The organism is Hyalangium sp. (assembly GCF_045802625.1).
In the GTDB taxonomy this organism is placed as follows: domain Bacteria; phylum Myxococcota; class Myxococcia; order Myxococcales; family Myxococcaceae; genus Hyalangium.
On the sequence record NZ_JBJMQP010000108.1, the window covers coordinates 286,945 to 310,340 of the forward strand.

Annotated in this window: 20 protein-coding genes, 1 other RNA gene and 1 pseudogene; 11 read left to right on the forward strand and 11 right to left on the reverse strand. The window is 68.8% G+C overall.

The genetic code is table 11. The annotated features are described in order from the left end of the window. Positions 1 to 48 precede the first annotated feature (48 nt). Both ACJ8AT_RS20150 and ACJ8AT_RS20155 read left to right on the forward strand, forming a co-directional pair. A complete protein-coding gene (locus ACJ8AT_RS20150) occupies positions 49 to 1,119 on the forward strand; it encodes a CFI-box-CTERM domain-containing protein (RefSeq protein WP_407739394.1) in 1,071 nt (356 codons plus the stop codon). Next, positions 1,116 to 1,709: a TlpA family protein disulfide reductase gene (locus ACJ8AT_RS20155; protein ID WP_407739395.1), complete on the forward strand. Its 594-nt coding sequence runs from the start codon at positions 1,116 to 1,118 to the stop codon at positions 1,707 to 1,709. Before ACJ8AT_RS20150 ends, ACJ8AT_RS20155 begins: the two co-directional genes overlap by 4 nt. A 20-nt stretch (positions 1,710 to 1,729) precedes the next feature. Here the strand turns inward: ACJ8AT_RS20155 and ACJ8AT_RS20160 are convergent, their stop codons facing one another. Genes ACJ8AT_RS20160 through ACJ8AT_RS20170 form a run of 3 tightly spaced genes read right to left on the reverse strand, consistent with a single transcriptional unit; the run spans position 1,730 to position 6,611 of the window. Further along, positions 1,730 to 3,604: an OmpA family protein gene (locus ACJ8AT_RS20160; protein ID WP_407739396.1), complete on the reverse strand. Its 1,875-nt coding sequence runs from the start codon at positions 3,602 to 3,604 to the stop codon at positions 1,730 to 1,732. 41 nt (positions 3,605 to 3,645) lie between these two features. Beyond that, a complete protein-coding gene (locus ACJ8AT_RS20165; protein ID WP_407739439.1) occupies positions 3,646 to 5,265 on the reverse strand; it encodes a M16 family metallopeptidase in 1,620 nt (539 codons plus the stop codon). Next, the gene (locus tag ACJ8AT_RS20170) at positions 5,265 to 6,611 is read right to left on the reverse strand and encodes a M16 family metallopeptidase (RefSeq protein ID WP_407739397.1); all 1,347 of its coding nucleotides are present in this window, start codon (positions 6,609 to 6,611) and stop codon (positions 5,265 to 5,267) included. The genes ACJ8AT_RS20165 and ACJ8AT_RS20170 overlap by 1 nt, the downstream gene beginning before the upstream one ends. Before the next feature lie 188 nt (positions 6,612 to 6,799). Between ACJ8AT_RS20170 and ssrA the strand changes: the two genes are divergently transcribed. Continuing rightward, positions 6,800 to 7,160, forward strand: a transfer-messenger RNA (tmRNA) gene (ssrA, locus tag ACJ8AT_RS20175). 113 nt (positions 7,161 to 7,273) lie between these two features. On the opposite strand, the gene ACJ8AT_RS20180 is transcribed toward ssrA, so the two are convergent. Then, positions 7,274 to 7,780, reverse strand: coding sequence for a hypothetical protein (locus ACJ8AT_RS20180; RefSeq protein WP_407739398.1), 507 nt, complete (start codon positions 7,778 to 7,780; stop codon positions 7,274 to 7,276). 221 nt (positions 7,781 to 8,001) lie between these two features. On the opposite strand from ACJ8AT_RS20180, the pseudogene ACJ8AT_RS20185 reads away from it, so the two are divergent. Further along, a pseudogene (locus ACJ8AT_RS20185) lies at positions 8,002 to 8,271 on the forward strand (LysR family transcriptional regulator); the annotation flags it as partial. Positions 8,272 to 8,352: 81 nt separating this feature from the next. Here the strand turns inward: ACJ8AT_RS20185 and ACJ8AT_RS20190 are convergent. Then, positions 8,353 to 9,786 (reverse strand): serine hydrolase, encoded by a 1,434-nt coding sequence (locus ACJ8AT_RS20190; protein WP_407739399.1) that lies wholly within the window; start codon positions 9,784 to 9,786, stop codon positions 8,353 to 8,355. 147 nt (positions 9,787 to 9,933) lie between these two features. Here ACJ8AT_RS20190 and ACJ8AT_RS20195 point away from each other — a divergent pair, with 147 nt between their 5' ends. Together ACJ8AT_RS20195 and ACJ8AT_RS20200 are read left to right on the forward strand one after the other, a co-directional pair. Next, positions 9,934 to 12,369, forward strand: a complete 2,436-nt coding sequence (locus ACJ8AT_RS20195; RefSeq protein ID WP_407739400.1) for a helicase-related protein — start codon at positions 9,934 to 9,936, stop codon at positions 12,367 to 12,369. A gap of 56 nt (positions 12,370 to 12,425) precedes the next feature. Beyond that, positions 12,426 to 13,382, forward strand: a complete 957-nt coding sequence (locus ACJ8AT_RS20200; RefSeq protein ID WP_407739401.1) for a TolB family protein — start codon at positions 12,426 to 12,428, stop codon at positions 13,380 to 13,382. Between the two features lie 48 nt (positions 13,383 to 13,430). On the opposite strand, the gene ACJ8AT_RS20205 is transcribed toward ACJ8AT_RS20200, so the two are convergent. Both ACJ8AT_RS20205 and ACJ8AT_RS20210 read right to left on the reverse strand, forming a co-directional pair. Then, on the reverse strand, positions 13,431 to 14,333 hold the full coding sequence (locus ACJ8AT_RS20205) for a LysR family transcriptional regulator (protein ID WP_407739402.1): 903 nt from the start codon (positions 14,331 to 14,333) through the stop codon (positions 13,431 to 13,433). Between the two features lie 54 nt (positions 14,334 to 14,387). Continuing rightward, positions 14,388 to 15,005, reverse strand: a complete 618-nt coding sequence (locus ACJ8AT_RS20210; RefSeq protein WP_407739403.1) for a nucleoside deaminase — start codon at positions 15,003 to 15,005, stop codon at positions 14,388 to 14,390. A gap of 112 nt (positions 15,006 to 15,117) precedes the next feature. Between ACJ8AT_RS20210 and ACJ8AT_RS20215 the strand changes: the two genes are divergently transcribed. Continuing rightward, complete coding sequence (locus ACJ8AT_RS20215) at positions 15,118 to 16,374, forward strand: MFS transporter (RefSeq protein ID WP_407739404.1); 1,257 nt, start codon at positions 15,118 to 15,120, stop codon at positions 16,372 to 16,374. A gap of 42 nt (positions 16,375 to 16,416) precedes the next feature. Continuing rightward, positions 16,417 to 16,875, forward strand: coding sequence for an SRPBCC family protein (locus ACJ8AT_RS20220; RefSeq protein ID WP_407739405.1), 459 nt, complete (start codon positions 16,417 to 16,419; stop codon positions 16,873 to 16,875). A 53-nt stretch (positions 16,876 to 16,928) separates the two neighbouring features. On the opposite strand, the gene ACJ8AT_RS20225 is transcribed toward ACJ8AT_RS20220, so the two are convergent. Beyond that, positions 16,929 to 17,282 carry an ArsR/SmtB family transcription factor gene (locus ACJ8AT_RS20225; protein WP_407739406.1) on the reverse strand — a complete coding sequence of 118 codons (354 nt, stop codon included), beginning with the start codon at positions 17,280 to 17,282 and terminating at the stop codon, positions 16,929 to 16,931. Then, complete coding sequence (locus tag ACJ8AT_RS20230; RefSeq protein WP_407739407.1) at positions 17,263 to 17,727, reverse strand: SRPBCC family protein; 465 nt, start codon at positions 17,725 to 17,727, stop codon at positions 17,263 to 17,265. The genes ACJ8AT_RS20225 and ACJ8AT_RS20230 overlap by 20 nt, the downstream gene beginning before the upstream one ends. Positions 17,728 to 17,895: 168 nt before the next feature. On the opposite strand from ACJ8AT_RS20230, the gene ACJ8AT_RS20235 reads away from it, so the two are divergent. After that, positions 17,896 to 18,972, forward strand: coding sequence for an MBL fold metallo-hydrolase (locus ACJ8AT_RS20235; RefSeq protein WP_407739408.1), 1,077 nt, complete (start codon positions 17,896 to 17,898; stop codon positions 18,970 to 18,972). Between the two features lie 153 nt (positions 18,973 to 19,125). Then, positions 19,126 to 20,454, forward strand: coding sequence for an NAD(P)/FAD-dependent oxidoreductase (locus tag ACJ8AT_RS20240; protein ID WP_407739409.1), 1,329 nt, complete (start codon positions 19,126 to 19,128; stop codon positions 20,452 to 20,454). Positions 20,455 to 20,474: 20 nt separating this feature from the next. On the opposite strand, the gene ACJ8AT_RS20245 is transcribed toward ACJ8AT_RS20240, so the two are convergent. Then, positions 20,475 to 20,909, reverse strand: a complete 435-nt coding sequence (locus tag ACJ8AT_RS20245; RefSeq protein ID WP_407739410.1) for a putative toxin-antitoxin system toxin component, PIN family — start codon at positions 20,907 to 20,909, stop codon at positions 20,475 to 20,477. A gap of 129 nt (positions 20,910 to 21,038) precedes the next feature. Here ACJ8AT_RS20245 and ggt point away from each other — a divergent pair, with 129 nt between their 5' ends. Then, positions 21,039 to 22,916, forward strand: a complete 1,878-nt coding sequence (gene ggt, locus ACJ8AT_RS20250) for a gamma-glutamyltransferase (protein ID WP_407739411.1) — start codon at positions 21,039 to 21,041, stop codon at positions 22,914 to 22,916. Between the two features lie 67 nt (positions 22,917 to 22,983). On the opposite strand, the gene ACJ8AT_RS20255 is transcribed toward ggt, so the two are convergent. Next, entirely contained in the window at positions 22,984 to 23,367 is a 384-nt protein-coding gene (locus tag ACJ8AT_RS20255; protein WP_407739412.1) for a hypothetical protein, read from the reverse strand. Positions 23,368 to 23,396: the final 29 nt, after the last annotated feature.

The following is a 23,396-nucleotide window of genomic DNA, read 5'->3' on the forward strand; positions in this document are numbered from 1 at the left end:
CGGAAAGGGCGCTGACAGGGGGGCAGGGCGCCTCTAATGTGCGCGGCCTTGCAGCCCGAAGAATTCTTGCAGGCCGCCCAGTCGCGTGCGGCGCAGATGGACGTGAAACGCAACGGGGTGCCGGCGGCGCTGGAGCGCTTGAGGACGGACGCCTCGGCGCTGTTCGCGCGCATCCCCGAGCCTCCGCTGTACCGGCGCGCGGAGGATCCGGCGCGCAAGGCCGCCGAGGCGCTGCTGCCCGAGGCGGAGAAGGTGCTGGCCGAGGCCATCGCGGTGACGTGGCTGCCCGAGGTCCCCCCGGCGGCGCACGGCATCCTGGCGGCGGTCCAGGCGCACGCCGAGGCGCTCTGCCACACGGTGGATGGGCGGCTGGGGCAGGCGGAGACGGCGTGGCGCAAGGCGCTGGAGCTGGAGCGCTCGGCCCACCCCACGCGCAGCCTGGTGACGGAGGCGCCGGCGCCGCCACCGGTGTTCGACAAGGCCACGGGCATGTCCCGGTACGATCCGCGGGAGGCGCCGCACGTCAAGGTGAAGCTCGTGTGCCCGAACACGGGGTGCAAGCGGATCGGCGACTTCGAGTTCACCACGAGCCACGCGTACCACCGCTATGTGTGCCCGGCGTGCAACACGCCCTTCCTGGCGTACTTCGGTGAGCTGCGCGCGCTGGAGGTGGAGGCGCAGCGCAGCTCCAACCGCTACCTCTTCACGGTGGACGAGGTGGGCGGCGCCAGCAGCGCGCGCATCGACTTCGAGGAGGCCAGCGGCGCCGAGTTCCCCGCGGCGCGCAGGGACTTGCTGGCCTTCCTCTATACGGAGGCGCGGGAGCTGAAGGTGGTGGTGAACATCACCAACGGCCGGCTGATGTGGATCAGCCCGGCGGCCTCGTGCTTCCTGGCGACGGCGGCCTTCGGAGAGGGCGCGTCCGAGCTGGTGGCCTTCCGTGCGTTCCGGGACGACGTGCTGCGCCGCCATGGGCTCGGACGGGCGTTCATTCGTGGCTACTATCGATATGGTCCGGGGCTCGCGCGGTGGGTGGCGCACCATCCGCGGGTGAGGACGGGAGTGCGCGCCGTGTTGACGCGGGTGCACCGTGGCTTGACGAGGAGTGGACACACGTGACGGACCCGGTGACGACACCACCCCAGGGAGCTCCGCCGCCGGCCCGGCGCGGGGGAGATTTCGCATCCAAGGCGCTGCTGGTGCTCACGGCGGTGTTCGGGCTTGCGGGGCTGGTGTACCTCGGGGTGATGGAGGCGCACCGCTCGAAGCTGGTGCCGGAGGGGGCTTCCACGCCCTCGTTCCAGATGAAGCGCTACGGCGGGGGCAACGTGGCCCTGAGCGACTTGCGGGGCAAGGTGGTGATGCTCGACTTCTGGGCGACGTGGTGCCCGCCGTGCCAGGAGGAGCTGCCCTCGCTGGTGAAGCTGGCCAAGGAGTACGAGGGCAAGGGGCTGGTGTTCGTCGCGGCCAGCCGGGATGACGACGACGTGAAGGAAGAGCTGGTGGATCAGTTCGTCAAGCGCAACCTGCCGGACCTGGCGCCCTACGCGGTCTACGCCGACGACGAGATGGCGCGGGCCTTCCAGATCGAAGCGCTGCCCACGCTCTATTTCCTGGATCGCAACGGCAAGGTGACGGACGCGGTGCGCGGGATGATGCCCGAGTCCTCCATCCGCCGCCGCATCGAGAGCGCGCTGAAGCAGCAGTGAGGCGCTGAGGAGCGCGCGGCTCAGTGAGGCTTCTGGGGCGCGGGCGGCGAGGCCTGCGCCGGAGCGGGCTCCTTCTTCGTGTCCGGCTTCGTCTCCGTCGCCGCGCCGTTGGGAGCGGCGGGCGGATTCGAGGGCGTGGGCACCTCATGGGGCGGCGTCTCCACCTCGGACTTCACGAGGCGGAACTCGACGCGGCGGTTCTTGGCGCGGCCCAGCGGCGTCGCGTTGGTGGTGATGGGCCGGTCGAAGCCGAAGCCCTGCGAGCGCAGGCGCTTGCGGTCGATACCCTTGCCGACGAGGTACTCCAACACCGCCCTGGCGCGGCGGTTGGACAGGTCGAGGTTGAGGGCGCGCGCACCCACGTTGTCCGTGTGGCCCTCGATGAGGATGGGGCCCAGCGTGGGGTTCTTGGCGAGCACCAAGGCCACCTCATCCAGCAGCTTGTACGACTGCTTGCGGATCTTCGCCTGGCCGGTCTCGAAGAGGATGTTGCCCTTGATGCGGATGCGGTCGGACTCGACGACCACGTACGGCGGCGCGTCATAGGGGCAGCCGTTGTTCTCCGGCGGGCCGAACACGTCCGGACACTCGTCCTCGTTGTCGGGCACCTCGTCCCCGTCGGTATCCGGGCAGCCGTCGTACTCCTTGGGGCCGGGCTTGTCCGGGCAGGTGTCCAGGTGATCGGGGATGCCGTCGCCGTCGCTGTCCGTGTTCTCCGGGCAGCCCTTGAGCTCCTTGGGCCCGGCGATGTTGGGGCAATGGTCCTCGGTGTCGGGGACGCTGTCTCCGTCGTTGTCGAGATCCGGGCAGCCGTCGTCATCCTGGAAGCCGTCGAGGTCCTCCTTCTCGTTGGGGCACTTGTCGCGATTGTCGGGCACCCCGTCGTGGTCCGAGTCCGACGCGCTCTCTTCGTAGGAGAGGGCGAGCATGACGCGGAAGGCCTCGCGGCCGTAGCCGCCGTGCAGGCCGACGCCACTGCCCACGGTGAGCGCCAGGCCCCACGGGCCATGGAGCTGGGTGCGAGCACCCGCCAGCACCTCCCACGGAGTCTTCAGGGAGTCGGCCTGGCTGAAGTTGAAGGGCGAGGAGTACGGAGTGGACAGGTGCATCTCCGCCAGGGCCTGGACGTTGGTGAAGCGCCCCAGGTCCGGCAGGTCCACCACCGCGCCCGCGCCGAGCGTGAACTCGTCATCCACGAGGAGGTTGAGGTACTGGGCGTGGTAGCGGAAGCGCCACCCCACATTGCCGAGCAGCCGCACCGGCCCGAAGGAGCGCTCCACCGCGAGCCGAGGAGCGAAGAGCACCGCGCGCTCGCCGAGGAAGCTGTAGCCATCCCCCGTGGGCAGCCTCAGCTCGCCCACCACGGCGAGCCCCACGGGGAACTGTGCGGGATCCAGCAGGCTGACGCGCGGAAGCAGGCGCAGATCCCCCAGCCCGTAGTGGCTCACGCTGGCGGCGCCGGGGAAGTCCGGAGCAGCCAGGGCGTCGCGCAGCAGCTGGAAGTTGTCGCCCTGGAGCAGGGTGAAGGGCAGGTCCACGCCCAGCTCCACCCGAGGGTGCACCTGGTAGGCGAAGAGGGCGTGGGCATCCAGCCGGTAGGGGATCAGATCTCCCAGCCGCTCCTCGCCCAGCTTGAGCGAGAGGATGCTCAGGTTGAGATCCAGCAGCAGCGCGGCGCGCTTGCTCCCCACGGGCGCGGGCCGAGCCCCCTCGAGCGCGATGCCACTGTCCTGGGCCGCGGTGGCCTTCACGGGGACGGCATCGAAGCTACGCTCGAACGGATCGTGGTGGGCGCGGGCCGTCAGGCTTCCAGCCAGCGCACACACGAGCACCAGGCGAATCGCGGCATGGCGCAGGAGCCCTCGGAGAGAGGGCTCGAGGAGCAGACCTCGCATGGGTCGCTTATACCCCGGATCAGGCGATCAAAAAGAAATCGCTACTGCTCCATGAAGGCGCTCGCGGGGAGCAGCTCGATCGTGTCCGGTTTCAGAGGGATCGGATGCTGGAGGATGGCCTTGTCCACCTGGAGCAGGTCCGCGGGCTTGGGGGACGCGTAGCCGAGCGGCGAGACGGTCTGGGCCTTCAGCGTGCTGACCAGGGCTGGCGCGTCCTGGGTGACGAAGACGAAGTCGAGCGCCTCCGGGCGCAGGCGCCGGCGCACGGCCTCCTGGACGGACTCGGGCGTCATGTCGCCGAGGGCCTTGCGGTACTCCTCGAGGAAGTGGGGCGTGCCGAAGAAGAGCGAGTCGATGGCGTAGCCCAGGCGGCGCTGATCCGTCTGCTCCCACAGCCGCGTGTAGTTCATGAGGAAGCCGCGGACGAGCTCGAACCGGTCGCGAGGCATGCCCTCGCGCACGAGCTGATCCAGGTAGTAGACGGCGCCGTGCGTGGCGAACACGGCGTTGGCGGGGACCACGGGGCGCAGCCACAGGGTGAGATCCTGCTGGGTGCGGCCGATGTTGGTGCGGTTGTAGGTGGTGCCCGGCTGCTCGATGAAGTGCTCGGCATAGGCGTAGTCGCCGTAGTTGAGGCCGCGCAGCTCGCGCAGCTCCTGGAAGAGCACACCGTGGGACTGGCGGTGCTCGCCCAGGTACGAGAGCGCGAAGGCCACCGGGAAGAAGTCCGGATCGCCTCGGCGCATCGGCGTCACGTAGCCCATGGAGACGGCGGTGGAGAGCGTGGGCTTCTGGATGACGATCGCCCGGCCGGGCACGACGGGCACGGGAGGCAGCTCCACGCGGGGCGCGCCGGTGGCGGGCAGCGCGGACAGGCGAGAGGTGACGGACTTCTTCAGGGCGTCATCCACGGAGCCGGCCAGCCCGACGACGAGCCGATCCTGGCTGAAGACGCGGCGGGCGTGGGCCTTCACGTCATCGAGCGTGATGGCCTGGAGCCCCTGCACGGTGCCGCCCACGAAGTGCTCGTACGGGTGGCCGCGGTAGAGGAGCGCATCGAGCGCGACCTGGCCAAGCTTTTCGTCGTTCTCGGTGCGCAGCTGGTTGCGGATGGTGTTGAGCGCGTCGGTGCGCAGGCGCTCGAACTCGCTGGGATCGTACCGGGGCGCGAGCAGCACGTCGGTGAAGATCTCCAGGAAGCGGGGCAGGAAGTCCTTGTGGACGCGGCCGGAGAAGGTGGTGAACTCCTTGTCCGGGAAGACCTCCAGCTCGGCGGCCATGGGGAAGAGGACCTCGAGCAGCTGAGCGGAGGTGAGCTTCTGAGTTCCCCCCTCCGCGAGCAGGTGGGCGGTGAGCGCGGTGAGGCCCTCCTTGCCCTTCGGGTCGTCCACGGAGCCGGAGTGGAAGACGAGCCGGAAGCTGACGATGGGGTTCTCGGGAGTGGCCTGGACGACGAGCTGCATGGGCTCGGGCTGCTTCAACGGCACGGCCGGCACGGGGGGCAGCGGCGCCGCGGGAGCCTGGGCCCGCGCAGGAGTCGGAGGCGGCTGGGCGGGCGCGGGAGGCTGCTCGGGGGTAGGCGTGGGCTGGGGCGCGCTGGCGCAGGCGCCGAGCCACAGCGCGGAGGCGACAGCAAGGGCGGTTCGGGTGAAGGGAGTCATCACGGCTTGCCTCCGTCGGCCGGCGTGAGGGTGAGGACGGTGAGGTTGGTGTCGACGAGGTACCGCTTGGCGAAGGAGACGAGCTGATCAGGCTGGACCTTGGCGACGTTCTGCAGGTGGTGGGAGAGGCCGTCCGGAGTGCCAAAGACGCCGGCGTACCAGGCGAGCTGCCCGGCCACGTCGTCGGGAGACTCCAGGTCCATGAGCAGGCCGTAGCGGAGGTTGCTCTGGATGGCCTTCACGCGGGCGGCGTCCACCTTGCCGGAGGCCAGCTCCTGCACGGCGCGGGTGAACGCGGTGTCCACGGTGCTGCGGCTCTGCTCGGACTTGAGGGTGGCGCTGAGGGTGAAGAGAGACGGATCCCGGTGCGGGTACGACTCGTTGCCGATGGACTCCGCGAGCTGCTTCTCGAGGACGAGCTCCTTGTAGAGCGGGCTGGTGGTGCCCACGAGGTAGGCGGCGAGCACGGACTGGATCGCGGCGCTCGGGGTGGTGAGGGTCGCCGCGGGCGTGTGCCAGGCGAGCACATGGCGGGGCAGGGTGCTCGAGGGCCAATCGAGGTGGGTGGTGCGCTTCTCCTTCTGGGGCGGCTCGGTGGGGATGGGGACGTTGGCCTGCTTGCGCTCCCAGGGGCCGTACTGCTCGCGGATCTGCTTCATGACGGCCGCGTCATCGAAGTCTCCGACGATGAAGAGCAGGGTGTTGTCCGGGGTGTACCAGCGCTCGAAGAAGGAGCGGCTGTACGCATAGGCCTCGGGCATGGCCTTGATGTCCTCGTAGAAGCCGAGCGTGGTGTGCCGGTAGGGGTGCTCCTTGAAGGCGGTGCCCAGGAGGTTCTCCTCCATCTTCAGCTCCGGGTGCGCCTCGTTCTTGTGGTACTCGCCGAGCACCGCGAGCGCCTCCGTGCGGAACGAGGGCTCGGCGTACTCGAGGTTGCGGAAGCGGTCCGCCTCCAGCTCGATGAGCGCGTCCAGGCCCGAGGAGGGACCGTAGGCGTGGTACACGGTGAAGTCGTCCGTGGTGAAGGCGTTGTCGTCGTAGCCGTAGCTGGCGACGATGCGGTCGCGCTCGCCCTCGGGGTGCTTCTTCGTGCCCTTGAACATCATGTGCTCGAAGAAGTGAGCGAAGCCCGTCTTGCCGGGCTCCACCTCGTTGCGCGAGCCCACGCGCACCACGGTGTAGTACGCCACGAGCCCCGGCGAGCGGAACGGCACGCGCACGACGGTGAGGCCGTTGGGCAGCCGATCGACTTTGAGCGGGTAGGGGAAGGTCTCGGCGCTCGGTTGAGCGGCGGCGGGGAGGGCCGCGCTCAGCAGGAGCAGCAGGAGTGGGAAGAGTCTGTGCATGCGGTGACCTCATGGGCCGGAGAGGGAGGACAACCCGGCGGGGAGGGCACCCTACGGCGCCAGCCCCCCTGGTGGGGAGGCAGGTATGAGCCGATGTGTTGGGGATCGTGTGGGAGACGGGGGGGACAGGTGGTCAGGAGGATTGACGCGCCCCCGTCAGCGGTTAACGTAGAAGCGTCGAACGAAAAGGGGGCGACCTGGTTTCGACGGGGGCATAGAAGCCCGAGACGCGTGCCGAGCTTGTTAGTGACTCGTAAAACCGCTGACAAAGACACAAAAGCCAACGACAACGTTGAGCTCGCGCTGGCTGCCTAACAACAGTTCTTAGCGCGCGGTCCTCCCGCTCTCGGCCCGTGGGGCGGGGCAGGACCGTCATAATGCGGGCTGGCTGCCGAGGGTGCCTGGGCCCGAGGTGGCGAGATCTTTCCAGGACCGGCTCGGAGGATCCCGTCCGTGGGAGCCTTCGGGACGTAGCAAAGCGCGGACTACGCACGTAGGGTCGAAGGGCGGAAGGCTTTCGGACGCGGGTTCGATTCCCGCCGCCTCCAAGCAGCACCGAGCCCCGTGGCGCCACCAAGGTGCCACGGGGTTTTCTTTTTCGCCCGAGGCCGCCAGGCCCAGCCGGATGTCCACATGCGGCCCGCGGTCTTCGGCGCTGCCACCTACGACGGGTTCGGCTTCGGGAGCGAGAACGCGCTCTGGATGGCGCCCAGCGCCGTGATCGGATCGACCGGGTGGATGCCGTCCTGGAACAGGCCCTTCAGCGCAGTCAGCGTCGTGCGCAGCGTTCCCATGCCGCCGGTGTAGCAGTCCATGCCGGCGTACCCTCCCACCAGCACCAGGTGCTCGGCCAGCTCGGCGACGGTGAGTCCTTCCCCCAGGCCCCAGTAGAAGTGGATCGCCAGCGGCAGGCTGGCCGAGTGGGACGCCAGGATCGAGATGATGCTGCGCTCGCGGTCCTTGCCACTGAGGATCGTGGGCGGCGCCACCGGAGGAGAACCCTGGACGTAGAAGGTGTCGACCAGGGCGTTCATCAACGCCGCTCCGGGGGGATACAGCTCCGCAGAGGCCTGCTTCTTCGCGAAGTTGGCGAGGGCGGCGCGGTTCTCGGCATAGCCGGTGACGAGCGCCTGCACCTCGTCGGGGGTCAGGATGTGCGTGAGCTGCATGGGTCACTCCAGCTGTCGGGGCAGGGCTGCGGCTGGACCCGCGTCAACTGTCCGGGAGTTCCCCTCGCCCCTTGAGGTGGAATCTCGAGCTTCAAGCAGGTGCAGGGGAGTCGTAGAACGCGATCAGCCGACACGTCAAGCGCCCTCCCGGAGGGCTCGCGCTCCGCTCGCATGGCACATAGGCTCGCGCCGTGTCCCCGAGCCCTCCGCTGCTGGATGACATGCTGCTCTTCGCCGAGCTCGTCACGGCAGGCGGCATCACCGCCGCCGCGCAGCGCCTGGGCCTGCGCAAGTCCACGGTGAGCCGCCGGCTCGCGGCGCTCGAGGAGCGGCTGGGCACACGCCTGCTCGAGCGCAACACGCGCAGGCTGCGGCTCACCGAGGTGGGGCGGCAGTACCACGCGGAGTGTGCTCGCCTGGTCGCCGAGGCTCGGGAGGTGAACCGGGCGCTGAGCGAGTCTCGCGATACGCCCCAGGGCACGCTGCGCATCGAGGCTGGAGGAGGCGCTTCGCCCGCTCGTCTGAGCCCGACCAAGAAGGACAAGGGCGCTCGGACCGGGCTTCAACCCGGTTCATTGCTTTCTCAGGGTGTGCCCGAAACCGGAGAGGCTCACGGTGTTGCCTTTCTCGTCCAGGTTGAACGTCACCTGTTCTTCTTCTCGGCCCACGAGGAAATACTTCGTCGTGGATTCCGGCAGCAGCTTCCCTCTCGTTCCGTCCGGCATCTTGAACCACAAGTCATTCTTCTCCAGGCTGACTTCGACGATGAAGCCGGGGCCGAGCGCATACTGGCCAACGCATCTCTGCATCGCCTCGGGCGCGACTGGAATGGCGGTGGGCCACGTCATTTTGTCGGCCAGGTAGAGCTTGCTGATCCTGGCTGCAATGTCGTCCACGCCGAGTTGATGCAGGTTGCCAAGCACGACCACCGTGAAGTGCTGATCCGGGAAGCGCAGGATCTGCGTCCTGAAGCCAACCCACGCACCGCCGTGCGCGACCGCGTGGAGGCCGAGGAGTTCCTTGAGCTTCCAGCCGAACCCGTAGCCGATGGCGTTGCCGTTATTCAACTTCCCCGGCGTGAACGCCGCTTGGAGCGTCGCGGCCTTCACCAGCTTCTCGGTGTAGAGCGCTTGGTCCCATTTGGACATGTCCTCGACCGTCGTGAAGATGTTGTCCTCGCCGTAGATGGCATTCAGCGGGGTGTAGTCGATGTCGCGGTAGACGCCGTGCTCCAACGTGTAGCTGGTGGCGACGTTTTGAACCTTGGGCCGCGTCTCGTCATACAAGAGCGTCCGGTTCATTCCGAGCGGCTGGAAGATGTTCTGCCGGAGGAACTGCGCGAAGGACTGCCCCGACACTTTCTCGACGAGCTGCGCCAGGATGACGTAGTTGGAGTTGCTGTACTCATACTGCTCGCCGGGAGCAAAGCGCGGCGCTTTCACCCGGGCGAGGATGGCGAGGGCGTCCCTGGAGATCGGCTCGAAGCTGCTCCGTGGGGTCTTCGCCGACCGCGGATAGTCTTTGTCGAGCTTGCCGCTCTCCAGAAAGAGGTCTTCGTATTCCGGAAAGCCCGCTGTGTGATGGAGCAGGTGGCTGACGGTGATCTTCTGCGCGTAGGGCGGAAACTCGGGGAAGAACTTGGACAGCGGATCGTCGTACTTCAGCTTGCCGCGCTCGGCCAGCATCATGACCGCCATGGCCGTGAACTGCTTGGTGACAGAGCCGAGCAGGAAGGCCGTGTCCGGCTCGATGGGCTTCTTGCTTGCGAGGTTGGCCAGGCCATAGCCCTTCTTCAAGACGATTCGCCCATCTTGAATGACAATGATGGCCGCGCCCGGCGTCTCGCCTCGGCTCCATGGCGCCATCACGCTGTCGACCTTCTCCGCGAGCGCGTTCGTGGGAGGAGGGCGCGAGTCTGGGGCTCCGTAGGCCTGCGGCGAAAGAAAGACCGACAAGGCGAGAACGAGAACAGTCAGGCTGATGGGTCTTTTCATCTCACTCTTCATGGTGGGTTGGACCTGATCGGCGGATGCTACACCGTCGCTCGGGTGCCCGCAGAGCAGCCATGCCTCGGAGCAGGCCAGGGAGACGCTCCCGGGCGTGTGGGGGCAGAGTGGGACGCGGAGGGCGGTGCTTGGGGTTAGACTTCGCCAATGAACTCCAGCCCATCCAGCCGACCGTCCGTCGTCGTGGCGGAGCTGGGGCCCACGAACACAGGGAAGACCCACCGTGCCATCGAGCGCATGCTCGAGCATGAGTCGGGCATCATCGGGCTGCCCCTGCGCCTGCTCGCTCGCGAAGTCTACGACCGGGTGACCGCTCGGGTGGGCGAGGGGCGCGTCGCTCTGATGACGGGGGAGGAGAAGCGCCTGCCGCCCCGCCCCGATTATTGGATCTGCACCGTCGAGGCGATGCCGACCGACCGGGCGGTCGACTTCCTCGCCGTGGATGAGATCCAGCTCGCTGCCCACCGCGAACGCGGGCACATCTTCACCGATCGCTTGCTCCATGCGCGGGGGCGCAAGGAGACCTGGTTCCTCGGCGCCGACACGATGCGGCCCATGCTCCAGACGCTCATCCCCCATGCCTCCGTCAAGCGCGCCACCCGCCTCTCCCAGCTTCGCTACTCCGGGCGCCGCTCCCTCAAGAGCCTTCCTCCGCGCTCGGCCGTGGTCGCGTTCTCCGCGGACCGCGTGTATGAGCTCGCTGAAGCGCTGCGCCGCCTCCGAGGCGGGGTGGCCGTGGTGCTGGGCGCGCTCTCCCCGAGGACGCGCAATGCCCAGGTGGCCATGTACCAGGCCGGGGAGGTTCAGTACCTCGTGGCCACCGATGCCATTGGCATGGGGCTGAACCTCGATCTCAACCACGTGGCCTTCGCCGCGCTCTCCAAGTACGACGGCGCTGAGCAGCGAGAGCTCTTCCCGGACGAGCTGGCCCAGATTGCAGGCCGCGCCGGGCGCCACTTGAATGACGGCAGCTTCGGCACCCTGAACACGCTCCCTGAGCTGTCTCCGCGCGTGGTTACGGCCATCGAGTCACACCGGTTCCCGTCGGTCCGCAGCCTCATCTGGCGCAATGAGGCGCTCGATTTCTCCAGCCCGGAGGCGCTGCTGGATTCGCTGTCGCGAGCCCCTCGCCACAATGCCTTTATCCGGGTGGAGCGCGCGGATGACTTCGATGCGCTCCGGGAGCTGTCGCACGTTCCCGCCGTTCGCGAGGTGGCCACCGGCCGCGCCATGGTCGAGCTGCTGTGGCAGGTCTGCCAGATTCCGGATTTCCGCAAGGGCCTGTTCGGTCAGCATGTCGCGCTCTTGCGGGAGACCTTCCTTCAGCTCACCGCGGGGGACGGGAAGCTGGAACAGGCGTGGCTGACCAAGCAGGTGTCGCCGCTCGATGATGTCTCCGGGGACATCCACACGCTGATGGACCGGCTGGCGGCCATCCGCATCTGGACGTACATCAGCCATCGGTCGAGCTGGCTCCACGACGCCGAGCAGTGGCAGGAGCGCACCCGCCACATCGAGGACGCGCTGGGCGATGCCCTGCATGAGCGGCTCGTGGAGCGCTTCGTGCAGCGGGCCGCGCGCAGGAGCGCACGCCGCTTCGTGAGAGCCGCCGCACACCCTCCTGCCGGGTCGGACAGCCCCTTTGCCAAGCTGGGGCAACTGCTGGGGGAGGTTCCAGGCGCTGACGGCGCCGTGACCGAGGAGCAGTTCGTCCAGCAGGTCGTCGACGCGACGCATGACGGCTTCCAGGTGGAAGCGTCCGGAAGCATCTCGTTCGAAGGGCAGCCGCTGGCCCGGCTGGTTCGAGGCAAGGATCGGCGCTCGCCGCAGATCGCGCTGGCAGAACCCGAGGTGTGGACCGGAGGCGCGCGGCGGCAGCTCGAGCGCCGGCTGGTGGCGCTGGCGAGGGATCTCGTCACCGAAGCCATGGGGGGCTTTCCAGCCGAGGCCCTCACCGGAGCGGATCGCTCCCCGGCGCTGCGGGGCCTTGCCTACCGTCTGGCCGAAGGCCTGGGAGTGATCTCCCGAGGGGAGGCGCACGAGCAGTGGCGGCTCCTGGACGAGGAGGCCCGTGAGCGCTTGAGCTCGCTGGGTGTCCGCGAGGGACAGCGCTTCCTCTACGTCGCCGAGGCGCTCTCACCGCCCGCGCTGGAGCGGCGCTGCATGCTGACGGCCCTGTTCCAGCAGAGCCCTTCACCCCCGGGCGTGCCGGGAGAGCCGGTGCTCGAGCTCTCCGAGCTGGGCGGCCGGAATGCGCGCGCCTTCGGGTATGAGGTGCTCGGTGGCGTGGCGTTGAGGATCGACATCGTCGAGCGGCTCAGCGAGGCGCTGCGCCACCCGAACGGGGCTCGGCAGGTGCACACGCTCCTGCAAGAGCTGCGTCTGGAGAGCGGTGTTCGCACGCGGGTGCTGCGCGCGCTCGGGGGGCCGGGCGCTCCGTCGAAGAGGCGGCGGCGACGGCGGGGAGGCAAGGCGCCAGGGACAGCTCCTGGCCAGCGTGGAGCCCCTGGGCCACCGGCTCATGCGGGCGCGCACCCGAAGCCTCGGCGCAGCGGGGCCGGGGAGGGTGGCGCTCAGGGGTAGTGCTCGCTCGCGGCGGGTTCTCGCGAGGCCGGCGCTTCTGTGCTCCAATCCGCGCCATGCATCGACGACAAATGTTCTTTCACCTCACGGCGCTGGCCGTGGCGGGCGCGCTCGGTCTGGCCTGCGGAGGCGGCGGAGGCGCGGCCGGCGCTTCGGGCAAGCTGGTCTATGGCGCGCCGGACGACATCCACCAGTACGACTTCGACGCCCACAAGGACGCCAAGCTCCTCAATGGCTCGTCACCGGGGCGCTTCCCCAACGGCGATCTCGTCTACGTCTACGCGGACTCGATCTCCGCGCCGTACCAGATCGTGATCGGCGACACCGCGGGCACGCGGCGGACGAAGGTCCTCGAGCCCGGCCCGGCGGTGGGGGACTTCAACCCGGTGCCGTCGCCCGACGGGAAGCTCATCGCCTTCACCTACTACCCCCGCGGCTTCACCCCGAAGCTCAACGCGACCAACGGCACTGTGATCATGCAGCCCGATGGCACGATCGTCGCGAACCTGAAGGGCGTCTTCGATCCTTCGTGGACTCCGGACGGGCGCATCGTGGCGGCGGGGACGATCGCCGTGGCATCGGACGGGCCGACCAACACCCCCACGGCGGCCGGCCTCTACGTCTCCAACGCCGCCTTCACCGCGATGACCCGGCTCGACAACGGCCTGGCCGACCCACGCCAGGTGGCGGTGAGCCGGGACGGCAAGCAGCTCGCGTTCGTGCTCGCCTCGCACATCTGGACGATGGGCCTCGACGGCACCGGCCTGCGGCAGCTCACCAGCGGTGACAAGGAGGAATCGTCTCCGGCCTTCTCCCCCGACGGCGATTCGGTCGCGTGCACCTCGTTCGGCACCTTCGAGACCACCTTCTACTCCGCCCTCGCGGTGGTCCCCGTCGCTGGCGGCCCCACCGAGCTGCGCAACGACGCCAGCGTGTGGCCGCTCGACGACGACGCCCAGAGCAGCTCTACCCTGGGCCGCGTCAACGCGTTCAGGCGGCTGACCTGGTTCTAACCCCCAGAACGGCACGCTCAAGGGCGCCAACAACGCGCCGAGCTCACCCTAAGCCTTCCGCAGCAGCTCCCTGGCCGCGTCCACGAAGAGGCGCAGCGCTGGGGAGAGCTGCGCCCGGCTGGGGAAGTAGAGGAAGAAGCCCGGGACCGTGGGCGCGTAGGACTCGAGCACCCGCCGCAGCCGCCCCTCGCGCAGCTGCTGCGCCACCATGGGCTCGAAGGCGTACGCCAGCCCCACGCCCTGCTCCGCCAGGGATACCATCAGCTGGCTGTCGTTGGTGACCACGCCCCCACGCACCGGCACGCGCCAGCTCCTGCGGTCCCGCTCCAGCTCCCAGGCGTAGAGCGTCCCGGTGGTCCGTATGCGCAGGGTGATGCACTCGTGGCGCAGCAGCTCCTCGGGGCGCTGGGGCGTACCGTGGCGCGCCAGGTAGTCCGGCGCGCCCACCACCACGAAGCGGAAGGCGTCGGTGAGGCGCACCTGCACCATGTCGCGCTCAATGGCCTCGCTCAGCCGCACGCCCGCGTCGTAGCCCTCGGCCACGATGTCCACGAAGCGCTCCTCGACGGCGACCTCCACCTCCACCCGTGGGTGACGCTCGCGAAAGGTGGGCACCACCGGGGCGATGACGTAGGGCACCGCGGCCCGCGGCACCGACAGCCGGACCCGGCCCACCGTCTCTCCCGGCTGGGCGGAGACCTCGGTGAGGGCGGCGAGCGCCTGTCTCAGCGCCGGGCCCGCGCTCTCCACCAGCCGCCTGCCTGCATCCGTCAGCGACACGCTGCGCGTCGTGCGGGTGAGCAGCACCACGCGCAACTGCTCCTCGAGCTGCCGCACCGCCTGGCTCACCGCGGAGGTGGAGACGCCGAGCTCGCGCGCCGCGCCGCTGAAGCTGTGCAGGCGCGCCACAGCGAGGAACACCTGGAGCTGTGGAAAAGGAGCCGCGTTCATGGTTATGAAGTAGAGCTTACCAATAATTCCAAGGACTCAGGCGAAACGCCGCGCTCAGTCCTGCCTGCGCGAGCCAGTTCCGCGAGCGTTGTAGACGAGCGAGCCCGAGCGGCCGTAGTCAGCGAAGACGGCGATCGCCTCCTCGCGCAGGACTCCGGAGGTGACGCGGATTCCGCGGCGCTCGAGCTCGGCTCTCCAGTGCGTGGGCATGGGGCCTTCGTCGAAGCCGGTGAGCGCTTCGCACTCCGGGCCCTCTCCGGCGATGAGCAGGTGCTTGACGCCCGACCAGATGAGCGCGCCGTAGCACATCGTGCACGGGCGCCAGTTGACGACGAGCTCGAGCTCGCGCCCGCCCGCCGAGCCCAGATCCCACGCGCCCAGGCGTGTCTGAGCCAGCGAGAGCGCCATGACCTCCGCATGCACGGAGGAGAGGCCCGAGCTCAACACCACGTTGACGCCGAGGGAGAGCAGCTCGCCCGTCGCAGGGTCGACGACGAGCGCCGCGAACGGCCCTCCGTTGCCTTCCTTGTAATTGCGCGCGGCGAGCCTGTGGGTGAGACGGACGCGCTCCTCGGCGGTGGGCAAGAGCGTGTTGTACGTGGGCAGCTCTCTCAGCAGCCAGTCGGGCAGCTGCGCGTGCACGTGTGAGGCGAAGGGGTGTGCGGCGTTCATGGTCGCTCCTGCCGAGGGTGCTCGGTCTTCCGGGCAGTACATACTCAAGAAGTGAGGTGAAGGTGCAGGCTCAAGTAAGGTGGGCCTCCAGCTCACCTGTGCGTGAACATCCATGACCTCCGTTGCCGCCGCCGCCCCCCCTGATTCGAGCGCGCTCCGCGCCCCCGGTTATCGAACCTTCCTGCTCACGTTCATGTTGGCGATGATGGCCGACAACATCGAGCACGTGATCAGCTACTGGGTGGCGTTCCAGAAATTCCACTCGGCGGCGCTGGGAGGGTTCGCGGTGGTGTCCCACTGGCTGCCGTTCCTGATGTTCTCGGTGCCGGTGGGAGCGCTCAATGACCGGTTCGATTCCAGGCGCCTCATCCAGGCGGGGATGGTGCTCTTCATCACCGCCTCCGTGGGGTGGGGATACTTCTTCGTCACGGACTCGCTGCGGCTGTGGCACGCGATGGTTCTCCTCACGATTCATGGATGCGCGGGCGTCCTGTGGAGCACCTCCAGCCAGATGCTGCTCTACGACATCGTGGGGCCCGGCGTCCTCGCCAGCGCGGTCCGCCTGAACGCGACGGCGCGGTATCTCGGCGTCCTGGTGGGCCCCGGCGTGGGCAGCCTCATCATGCGGACGCTCGGGCCCACCCAGGGCATCTTCGTCAACACGGTGTTCTATCTGCCCCTGCTGCTCTGGCTGATGAGCGCGCCCTATGGCCGGCACTTCCGTGGGGTGACGACAGGCCCCAAGCGGGCCGTCCGAGGCTTCGCCGACATTGTCCAGACCCTGCGCGAGGTGCGCGAGATGCCCGTGGTCGCGGCCATGGTGCTGCTGGCGGGGGCGGCCTCCTTCTTCATCGGCAACAGCTACCAGGCGCAGATGCCGGGCTTCGCGCATGACCTGGGCCATGGAGACCCGGGCACGGCCTATACGCTCCTGCTGGGCGCGGATGCGGCGGGGGCACTGCTCGCGGGCGTTCTGCTCGAGACGCGGGGGACGTGGCTGCGCACGGCGCCCGCTTCCGCGATGAAGATTGCGTTGCTGTGGGGCTGCGCGCTCTTCACGTTTTCGTTCATGCGCTCGTATCCGGCGGCGATTGTCGTGCTCTTCATGGCCGGGTTCCTGGAGCTCTCCTTCAGCAGCATGACCCAGGCCCTCGTGCAGATGAATGCGCCGGACACCATCCGCGGCCGCGTGCTGGGGCTCTTCAGCATGTCGGCCTCGGGGTTGCGGGCGTTCAGTGGCGTGACGGTGGGGCTCCTGGGGAGCGTCACCAACACTCACACGTCGCTCGCGGTGTCCGCCGCGGCCTTCGTGACGGTGGCCGGCCTGCTGCTGCTGCGTCGAGGCCAGCAGGGCGCCAAGGAGGGGTAAGGGCACTGTTGGCCTTCAGGCCCACATGGTAAGGCGCGGGGCATGAGCTCGACCCGCATCCGTCGTCACGTGAATGCGCCCCGCGCACGCGTCTACCGAGCGCTTCTCGATGCGCGCGAGGTCGCGACGTGGATGGTGCCGACTGGCATGACCAGCCATGTGCATGCGTTCGACGCCCGCGAAGGTGGCGCGTTCCGGATCTCACTCACGTACGACGCGCCCACCGGGACCGGCAAAACGAGCGCGCACACCGACACGCACCATGGCCGCTTCGTGAAGCTCGTGCCGAACGAGCAGGTGGTCGAGGTGGTCGAGTTCGAGACGGCAGATCCCGCGCTGCGCGGCGAGATGACGATCACGATCTCGCTCATCGACGCAGACGGAGGCACCGACATCCTCGCCGTGCACGACGGGCTCCCGCGCGGCCTACAGCCCGCCGACAACGAGCTCGGCTGGCGGTTGTCACTCGATAAGCTCGCGGCGCTCGTCGAGGCGGGCTAGGACGCGCCGTGGCTCCGGCTTGAGCTCTCCCAGCCGCCCGCGTGAGCCGTCCCTCACTCCTCGACGAATGCCTTCAGCCGTGCCAGCGCGTGATCCCACTGCTGTGAGATGAGGTTCAGCACCCGGCGCGCTTCTTCCAGCGGCTCGGGCGACAGCTGGTAGCGGCTCTCGCGGCCTCGCCGCACGCCATGGACGAGCCCCGCTTCCTCCAGGACCCGGAGGTGCTTGGTGATCGCCTGACGCGTGACGCTGGCGCCAGTCGTCAGCTCGGTGATGGACAGGGAGGCTCCACTCGACAGCTTGGCGACCAGCGCCAGCCGTGTCTCGTCTCCCAGCGCCGCGAACACGGGAGCGTGAGCGCGCAGCTTCGCGGCGCTCACGGCGCCACTATGCGGCTGAGCGGACATGGGCCTCGATGTTCTTCACCTGTTGAGTCCAGCCGCCCTCGTTCATCCGGAACGCCTCGGCACGCCGGGCCAGCGGAATCGCGTCGAAGCCCGACTCCGTGACGAGCAGCACCGTTCCGGTGGGCGTCTTCTCCAGCACGAACTCCACGAGCGTGGGCGGCTCCTTGGAATAGTCGATCTTCGGATCCACCGCGTAGGGGTGCCAGTGGAAGGAGAAGCGCCGCTCGTTCTCCATCGCTTGAACGGTGACCTCCATGGTGAGGTGCTCGTAGCCGGGGTGGGTGATGTGCCCCCGCGTCCTCGCTCCGGGAGCGAAGGGCTGCTCGATCTTCACGCCGAACCATTGGCCGAACTCCTCGTGGTGGGTGAGGGCCCGCCAGACACGCGCGACGGGGGCGCGAAGCTCGATTCTCTTTTCAATCCGATCTGTGCTCGAAGTAGCCATGTGCAACCTCCTGGTTGCATGTAGAGATACCGCGCCCCGTCCCAATATGCAACCCGTAAGTTGCGTGTCCCGAGTCCCTCTACAGCCGCTCGTGGCCATGGCACACCGCGCTCCCAGGCGGGGCGAGGGGGGCTTTCTTCCCCGCCCCGAGGCGATTAGACAGGAGGCATGCCTTCCTCCCGCCGCGATGGACTTCTTGCAGGGCTGAGACTCGAGCGAGCGCGCGCCTCCCGGCAGTTCGCGGACGGTCTCTTCCGCAACACGGCGCCCGTGAAGCCGGGCCTTCAGGGCAGCCCGCTGCCGTTGCTCGGTGAGTACTTCTTCAAGGGATCGCAGCGCACGCCGCCGGGGGCGCTGCCGCTGGAGAACCCGCTGGATACGTGGGGCCGCAAGCCGGACAGCGGCTTTCGCGTGACATGGCTCGGCCACAGCACGCTGCTCCTGGAAGTGGATGGCGCTCGCATCCTCACGGATCCGGTCTGGGGCGAGCGGGCCTCTCCGATGTCCTTCGCCGGACCGAAGCGCTTCCACCCCGCGCCGGTGCCCCTCGATGCGCTGCCCCCGTTGGATGCAGTGCTGGTGTCTCATGATCACTACGATCATCTCTGCCGCCCTACCATTGAGGCACTCGCGAAGCTGCGCGTGCCGTTCGTCACCGCGCTGGGCGTGGGGGCGCGCCTCGAGTCCTTCGGGGTGGCACCGGAGTTGATCACCGAGCTGGACTGGTGGGAGCAGACCCGCGTGGGGCCCGTGGGCTTCACGGCGGCGCCCGCGCAGCACTTCTCCGGGCGAGGCCTCGGCGATCGGAACCACACGCTCTGGGCCTCCTGGGTGCTGACGACCGACAAGCACCGCCTCTTCTTCAGCGGCGACACCGGGCTGACCACGGAGTTCGAGGAGATCCGCCAGCGGCACGGCCCCTTTGATCTGGTGATGCTCGAGGTGGGCGCGTTCCACCCGAGCTGGGGTGGCATCCACCTGGGGCCGGAGAACGCCCTCAAGGCGCACGCGATGCTTGGGGGCGGCACGCTGATGCCCATCCACTGGGGCACCTTCAACCTGGCCCTGCACGCGTGGGACGAGCCGGCCGAGATGCTCGTGCGGCTGGCCTCCGAGCAGCGCGTGCGGTTGCTCACCCCTCGGCTGGGCGCCGCCATCGAGCCTGCCCATGTGGAGCAGCCCACGCACTGGTGGCGCGAGGTGGGCGCGCCAGCGCTGTCCCTGCGGCCCGTGACAGGCGGATAGGGACAGTCTGCTGCCGAGGAAGCGAGCCATGACAAGCCAGCCCGAGGAGGGGTAGGGCGGGGCAGCCAGGTGCGCGCATTCCTCCCTGAGCGGCGTGCGAGCTTGGAGCGGTACTCCCACTGCTATTCCGCGGGGACTCCCTACCTTTCTCCCATGAAACGCTCGATGGAACAGGAACCGCGCGTGGTGATTGTGGGAGCGGGCTTCGGCGGGTTGCTGGCCGCGCGCGCCTTGAGCCGTGCGCCGGTGCAAGTCACCGTCGTGGACCGCTACAACCATCACCTCTTCCAGCCGCTGCTCTACCAGGTGGCCACCTCCGTGTTGAGCCCCGCGGACATCACGGCTCCCATCCGCACCGTGCTGCGCAGCCCCAACACCACCGTGCTCCTGGCCGAGGCTCGCTCCATCGACGCGGCCCGCAAGGTGGTTGTCTGCGACGCGGGCGAGCTGCCCTATGATCTGCTCGTGCTCGCCACCGGAGCCACGCACTCCTATTTCGGACACCCCGAGTGGGCCGAGCACGCTCCCGGGTTGAAGACGATCGACGACGCGCTGGAGATCCGTCGCCGCGTGCTGCTGGCCTTCGAGGCCGCCGAGCGCGAGCAGGATCCGGCTCGCCAGCAGGAGTGGCTCACCTTCGTCGTCATCGGCGGAGGCGCCACCGGCGTGGAGCTGGCGGGAGCGCTCGCGGATCTGACCCACATCACGCTGCGCAAGGAGTTCCGCCGCATCGATCCCACCCGGGCCCGCATCCTGCTCGTCGAGGGGCTGCCGCGCGTGCTCACCCAGTATCCGGAGCCACTCTCTGCCCGTACCCAGCGGGATCTGGCCGAGCGCGGGGTGGAGGTGCACACGGGCGCGATGGTGACGGGCGTGGATGCCACGGGCGTGCAGATTGGCAACACCCGCATCCAGGCCCATACGGTGCTCTGGGGAGCGGGGGTGGCGGCCTCTCCGCTGATGCGCTCGCTGGGTGTGCCGCTCGATAAGGCGGGCCGGGTCAAGGTGGAGCCCACGCTGACGGTGCCGGGGCACGAGGACCTCTTCGTCATCGGGGACGTGGCTTCGATCCAGCAGGAGGGCCGCCCGGTGCCCGGTGTGGCTCCAGCGGCCATGCAGATGGGCAAGCACGTGGCGAAGAACATCCTCCGCCGGTTGCGAGGGCAATCGCTCCTGCCCTTCCGCTACAACGATCGGGGCTCGTTCGCCGTCATCGGGCGTGGCGCGGCCGTGGGGGTCACCCTCCGCGAGAAGCTCAAGCTGAGCGGGTGGCCGGCCTACCTCGCGTGGGCGGGCATCCACGTCTTCTTCCTGATTGGCTTCCGCAACCGCGTCTCGGTGATGCTCGAGTGGACCTACTACTTCTTCACCCGGCGTCGCGAGGTGCGGCTCATCACCGGCGGCGTGCACCATGAGCTGCCGCCGATCTCGTCCTCGGCTGCCGTGGCCCCAAGGAGCCAGCAGGAGCTCCCCGCGCACTGAGGCCTCGGAGCGTTACCCCTTCACTCGGTGGCCCGCGCGAGCTGGAGCCGCTGCGCGGCCTGCCTGGGCGTGAGGATCTCGAACGGCAGGCCGTGGCGATCGGCCAGGGAGAGGACCCGCTTGTCCTTGCTCACGAGCCATGCGGCGCCCACCTGGGCCGTGAGCAGCAGGAACTTCTGGTCGTCACGGTCTCGGCACCGAGGCAGCTCGGGGACGGGCGCAGAGGGCGACTCGGGGGCGAGACGCACGAGGCTCCGGTAGCGGGCGAAGACCTCTCGCCGCGCTGGCTCCGCCAGCTTGAAGGCGGGCAGGGGAAGGACTCGCTCCAGCTCCAGCAGGGTGTCGCCGTCAGCCCACGCGACGAGCGCGCCTCCTCTCAGGCCCGCGCCCAGCGGGCGAGTCACAGGATCATCGAACACCAGCACGTCCAGGACCACGTTGGTGTCGAGGACCACGGGCAGAGGGAATGAGAGCGGGGGCGAGGAGGGGGGAGGCATGTCCGGTTTTGCAGCATGCCGCATCTGCCTCTTCCCGGGGCGCGCGAGCGGGGTAGGGTAGGGCCCAGTCATCTCGACAGGACCCCCATGCGCAGACTCTTCCTCTCGGTGTGTACCGGATTGCTGCTGTCCGTCGCCTGTTCGCACGACAAGGCGGCCTCGGCTTCGGCGGCTTCTGCCTCGCCTGTTCCCACTCCGCCCGTGACGCCCGAGGCCACCGGGCGCGGTGGCGCGGCGGCCACGGTGGATGTGCGCGCCACGGCGGCCGCCATCGAGCTCCTCAAGGGCGGCGGCAACGCGGTCGATGCGGCGGTGGCCGCGTCGGCCGTGCTCGGGGTGACGGATCCGTACTCCTGCGGCATTGGCGGCGGCGGCTTCATGGTCATCTACCTGGCCAACGAGAAGCGTGTTGTCACCGTGGACCACCGGGAGACGGCTCCCCGAGCCATGCACCGGGAGCTGTTCTACGAGAACGGCGCACCCATCCCCTTCCCGGAGCTGCTGACCAGCGGGCTGTCCGCGGGGGTGCCGGGCATGGTGCGAGGCTGGGAGGCGGCCCTGTCGCGCTATGGCACGCGCGGATTGAACGAGGTGCTCCAGCCCGCGATCCGCGTCGCCGAGGGCGGCTTCGAGGTGGATCAGACCTTCTTCGAGCAGACCTCGCGCAACGCCGAGCGCTTCAAGCAGTTCTCCAGCACGGCTCGGGTCTACCTGCCGGCCGATGGCAAGCCGACTCCCGTGGGCTCCCTCTTCACCAACCCGGACATGGGGAAGACGTATCGGCGGGTGGCCGAGGGCGGCAGCCAGGCCTTCTACCAAGGGGAGATCGCCCAGGCCATCGTGGACACGCTGGCGAAGCCGCCCATGGCGCCGGGGGCTCCGCGCAAGGTGCGCTCGGGGGTGATGCAGCTCTCGGATCTGCGGGACTATGAGGCGCGCATCCGCGAGCCGGTGCAGAGCACCTACCGGGGCTACACGATCTACGGCATGGGCCCGCCCACCAGCGGCGGGCTGGCCGTGGCCGAGGCGCTGAACATCCTCGAGGGCGATGATCCGGCCTCCATGAGCCGGGCGGACTTCCTCCACCGCTACCTGGAGGCCTCGCGCCTGTCCTTCGCGGACCGCACCGTCTACGTGGCCGACCCGGAGTACGTGGACGTGCCCACCGCCGGGCTGCTCTCCAAGGACTTTGCAGCCGAGCGCCGCAAGGCGATCGATCCCGAGAAGGCCACGCTGCACGAGTCGCCCGCGGGCAACCCCTTCGCCTATCAGCAGGATCCGAGCTCGCCTCGGACCGCGGACGCCCTGTCCGCCGCCATGAGCCAGACGGCGCTGGCGTCGCTGGACCTGGCCGCGCCGGACCGGGAGACCACGCACATCACCACCGCGGACAAGGCGGGCAACATCGTCACGTACACGTGCACCATCGAGTTCGAGGGCGGTGACGGCATCGTGGTCCCGGGCTACGGGTTCCTGCTCAACAACGAGCTGACGGACTTTGATGCGCCCAAGAACCCCGCTGCCCCGCACGCCAACGTCCCCGAGCCGGGCAAGCGCCCCCGCAGCAGCATCACCCCCACGCTGGTGTTCAAGGACGGGGTGCCGGTGCTCGCGCTGGGCAGCCCCGGGGGCAGCACCATCATCACCACCGTGCTGCAGACACTGGTGAACTACCTGGACTTCCACATGACGCTGCTGGAGGCGGTCGCGGCGCCGCGAGTCTCGCAGCGCAACTCGCCTGATGGCGTGAGCCAGGCCGAGCCTGAGTTCCGCGCCTCGCCCGAGGCGGCGGCGCTGAAGCAGAAGGGCCACGTCTTCGGCAACGCGAGCCCCTTTCCTGGGCTCAACGACATTGGCGCCGTCACGGCCATCCGCGTCAACCCGGACGGCACCTTCACGGCCGTCGCCGAGCCCAAGCGCCGCGGCGGAGGCAGCGCCATGGTCGTCGAGGGAACGGCTCGATGAGGCCCCCGCTAACGTCATTAGTCTAACCCGCCTGCTGGGGCTCACTGCCCGCCCGGTGCGCCGAGGCTCACCGGGCTCGGCACTCTCCCGCCTCCAGCCGGGGCAACGGCCTTCGCGTCAGGCCGCAGTTGGACATGATGTGCGCCTCTTGCTGCCAGGCCTGCTCGGCCTGCTCGAGCTCCGCGAGCTTGCCCTGCAGCGCCTTCACGTCCGTCGTCCGCGAGCAATAGGCGATGTACTCGCGCGGGCCGCCACACGCCTTGTGGCCGAAGCCCGCCACCTCGCACTCCTCCACCTGCTTGCACCCCGCCGGCTTCGCCAGCGCCCGCGCCTCTCTCGCGAGCTGATCCGCTCTCTGCTTCAGCGCGGCGGCACTGTCTGTCTTCGTCGGGCTCGCGGTGAGGGCCAGGACCGCCGCCCACGCGCTCAGCTTGCCTGCCAGCAACGCCATGACGTGCCTCCTTGCTCCGAGCCAGGGCA

Excerpts from the sequence above, each read along its gene's own strand:
- ACJ8AT_RS20200 (WP_407739401.1), top strand. The coding sequence starts at position 12,426 with ATGCATCGACGACAAATGTTCTTTCACCTCACGGCGCTGGCCGTGGCG.
- ACJ8AT_RS20165 (WP_407739439.1), bottom strand. The coding sequence starts at position 5,265 with ATGACTCCCTTCACCCGAACCGCCCTTGCTGTCGCCTCCGCGCTGTGG.
- ACJ8AT_RS20180 (WP_407739398.1), bottom strand. The coding sequence starts at position 7,780 with ATGCAGCTCACGCACATCCTGACCCCCGACGAGGTGCAGGCGCTCGTC.
- ACJ8AT_RS20170 (WP_407739397.1), bottom strand. The coding sequence starts at position 6,611 with ATGCACAGACTCTTCCCACTCCTGCTGCTCCTGCTGAGCGCGGCCCTC.
- ACJ8AT_RS20215 (WP_407739404.1), top strand. The coding sequence starts at position 15,118 with ATGACCTCCGTTGCCGCCGCCGCCCCCCCTGATTCGAGCGCGCTCCGC.
- ACJ8AT_RS20190 (WP_407739399.1), bottom strand. The coding sequence starts at position 9,786 with ATGAAGAGTGAGATGAAAAGACCCATCAGCCTGACTGTTCTCGTTCTC.
- ACJ8AT_RS20205 (WP_407739402.1), bottom strand. The coding sequence starts at position 14,333 with ATGAACGCGGCTCCTTTTCCACAGCTCCAGGTGTTCCTCGCTGTGGCG.
- ggt (WP_407739411.1), top strand. The coding sequence starts at position 21,039 with ATGCGCAGACTCTTCCTCTCGGTGTGTACCGGATTGCTGCTGTCCGTC.
- ACJ8AT_RS20195 (WP_407739400.1), top strand. The coding sequence starts at position 9,934 with ATGAACTCCAGCCCATCCAGCCGACCGTCCGTCGTCGTGGCGGAGCTG.
- ACJ8AT_RS20240 (WP_407739409.1), top strand. The coding sequence starts at position 19,126 with ATGAAACGCTCGATGGAACAGGAACCGCGCGTGGTGATTGTGGGAGCG.
- ACJ8AT_RS20235 (WP_407739408.1), top strand. The coding sequence starts at position 17,896 with ATGCCTTCCTCCCGCCGCGATGGACTTCTTGCAGGGCTGAGACTCGAG.
- ACJ8AT_RS20230 (WP_407739407.1), bottom strand. The coding sequence starts at position 17,727 with ATGGCTACTTCGAGCACAGATCGGATTGAAAAGAGAATCGAGCTTCGC.
- ACJ8AT_RS20210 (WP_407739403.1), bottom strand. The coding sequence starts at position 15,005 with ATGAACGCCGCACACCCCTTCGCCTCACACGTGCACGCGCAGCTGCCC.
- ACJ8AT_RS20220 (WP_407739405.1), top strand. The coding sequence starts at position 16,417 with ATGAGCTCGACCCGCATCCGTCGTCACGTGAATGCGCCCCGCGCACGC.
- ACJ8AT_RS20225 (WP_407739406.1), bottom strand. The coding sequence starts at position 17,282 with ATGTCCGCTCAGCCGCATAGTGGCGCCGTGAGCGCCGCGAAGCTGCGC.
- ACJ8AT_RS20160 (WP_407739396.1), bottom strand. The coding sequence starts at position 3,604 with ATGCGAGGTCTGCTCCTCGAGCCCTCTCTCCGAGGGCTCCTGCGCCAT.
- ACJ8AT_RS20255 (WP_407739412.1), bottom strand. The coding sequence starts at position 23,367 with ATGGCGTTGCTGGCAGGCAAGCTGAGCGCGTGGGCGGCGGTCCTGGCC.